At 56.4% G+C, this 2,617-nt stretch carries 2 protein-coding genes; both read left to right on the plus strand.

The genetic code is table 11. The annotated features are described in order from the left end of the window. A partial coding sequence (locus RTY00_RS15195) for a glucose PTS transporter subunit IIA (protein WP_312665008.1) occupies nucleotides 1-1,143 on the plus strand: 1,143 nt, incomplete at its 5' end. 15 nt (nucleotides 1,144-1,158) lie between these two features. Continuing rightward, nucleotides 1,159-2,553, plus strand: coding sequence for a glycoside hydrolase family 1 protein (locus RTY00_RS15200; protein ID WP_154183741.1), 1,395 nt, complete (start codon nucleotides 1,159-1,161; stop codon nucleotides 2,551-2,553). The last annotated feature ends 64 nt before the right edge of the window (nucleotides 2,554-2,617 follow it).

A 2,617-nucleotide genomic window follows, 5' to 3' on the forward strand; every position in this document is an offset into this window, starting at 1 on the left:
AACTTCAGTACGCCGTTGTGCTGCCTGCTGATCACCGTGCCGCTGACGTTTCTGGCGATTGGTCCGGCGGCGACCTGGCTGAGCCGCATGTTGGCCGAAGGTTATTTGTGGATTTACAGCCTGAGCCCAATGATTGCGGGTGCGGTGATGGGCGCGATTTGGCAAGTGTGCGTTATTTTCGGTCTGCATTGGGGATTGGTGCCGATCATGCTTAATAACCTCGCCAACTTTGGTCATGACACGCTGCTGCCATTGCTGATGCCAGCGGTGTTGGGGCAGGCGGGCGCGACGCTCGGCATCTTCCTGCGAACACGCGAAGCGAAACTCAAAGCGATGGCGGGATCGGCCTTTACCGCCAGCATCTTCGGCATCACCGAACCGGCGGTCTATGGCGTGACGCTGCCGCGTCGTCGTCCGTTTGTCTTCGGCTGCATCGGTGGCGCATTGGGCGCGGCGATCCTCGGCTTCTGGCACACCACCATTTACTCCTTTGGTTTTCCTAGCGTGTTCACCTTTATTCAGGTGGTGCCGAACAGCGGCATTGATGCCAGCGTGCTGGCGGCGTTTGCCGGTGCGGCGGTGGCGTTAATGTTCGCCTGCGTGAGCACCTATCTGTTCGGTCTGACCGAGCCCGCAGCCGACGTGGTTGCGGCACCCGCGCCGGTTGCTCCGCCCACCAACCTGACGCGCCGCGAAAGCGTGGTTAGCCCGATGGCAGGCGACGTCATTCCGCTGGAACAGGTTAAAGACGAAACCTTTGCCAGCGGTTTGCTCGGCAAAGGCGCAGCGATTATGCCGCAGCAGGGACGCGTGGTTTCGCCAATCGATGGCGTGGTGTCGTCAATGTTCCGTACCGGCCATGCGATTGGCCTGACATCTGCGCAGGGCGCGGAAGTGCTGATCCACGTTGGCCTCGATACCGTGAAGCTCGATGGAAAATATTTCTCTCCTAAAGTCGCCAACGATCAGCCGGTCAAAGTGGGCGATCTGCTGCTGGAGTTCGATCTCGATGCGATTAAAGCCGCAGGATTTGACCTCACCACGCCGGTGCTGGTGAGTAACAGTGATGATTTTGTGGATGTGTTAACCCTGAGCCGCACGGCCGTGAGCGAAGGCGCTCCGTTGTTGGCCGTGCTGAAATAATTGAGGAGCAAGCAGATGACTAAACGTTTCCCGGACGGATTTTTATGGGGCGGCGCCGTGGCCGCTAACCAGGTTGAAGGCGCGTATCAGGAAGGCGGTAAAGGTTTATCGACTTCCGACCTGCAACCCAAAGGCATTTTCGGTGCGCGCGTCGAGCGCAGCGGTGACGATTTTGGCATCAAAGATACTGCCATCGATTTCTATAATCGCTTCCCGGAAGACATCAAACTGTTCGCCGAAATGGGCTTTACCGTGCTGCGTACCTCAATTGCCTGGACGCGCATCTTCCCGCAGGGTGATGAAGCGGAACCTAACGAAGCGGGATTAGCCTATTACGATCGCCTGTTCGATGAGATGGCCAAATACAATATCACGCCGCTGGTGACGCTGTCGCATTATGAGATGCCGTATGGCTTGATCAAAAAGTACGGCGGCTGGGGCAATCGCATCACCATCGATTGCTTTGAACGCTATGCGCGCGCGGTGTTTACCCGCTTCCAGCACAAAGTGAAATTGTGGCTGACCTTTAACGAAATCAACATGTCACTGCACGCGCCATTCACCGGTGTGGGCCTGGCGGAAGAGAGCGATCAGCAGGCGATCTATCAGGCGATTCATCATCAGCTGGTGGCGAGCGGACGCGCGGTGAAAGCCTGCCATGAAATTGTTAAGGATGGCAAAATCGGCAACATGCTGCTCGGCGCGCTGCTCTATCCGCTGAGCTGCCGCCCGGCAGACGTGCTGGAAACCTTGCAGCAGAACCGTGAATGGCTGTTCTTTGGCGATGTACAGGTGCGCGGCGCGTATCCGGCCTATATGAAACGCTTCTTTGCCGATCGCGGCATCAGCATCGCGATGACCGATGAAGATAAGCGCGACCTGCAAAATACCGTCGATTATATTTCCTTCAGCTATTACATGACCGGCTGCGTCACCACCAATGAAGAGGAAAACCAGAAAGCGCGCGGCAACATTCTGTCGATGGTGCCGAACCCGCATCTGCCGAGTTCCGATTGGGGTTGGCAGATCGATCCTGAGGGGCTGCGCATTCTGCTTAACATCCTGTATGACCGCTATCAGAAGCCGCTGTTTATCGTGGAAAACGGGCTCGGCGCTAAAGATGTGGTAGAAGCGGACGGGCAAATTAACGACGATTACCGTATTCAATATCTCAACGATCATCTGGTGCAGGTGCGTGAAGCGATTGAAGATGGCGTGGAGGTGATGGGTTATACCTGCTGGGGACCGATCGATTTGGTCAGCGCATCAAAAGCCGAGTTCTCCAAACGTTACGGCTTTATCTACGTGGATCGCGATGATGCGGGCAACGGCACGCTGGCGCGTTCACGTAAGAAGAGTTTCTTCTGGTATCAGGACGTGATTCGCAGCCATGGCGAAGCGTTGAAGTAAGTGGGTTGATTGAAGGGTGCGCAATCATGCGCACCTGGTTTACGCCTCGTCCGCATCATCCTGC

This window comes from Pantoea sp. CTOTU49201, from assembly GCF_032054795.1.
GTDB lineage: Bacteria > Pseudomonadota > Gammaproteobacteria > Enterobacterales > Enterobacteriaceae > Pantoea > Pantoea symbiotica.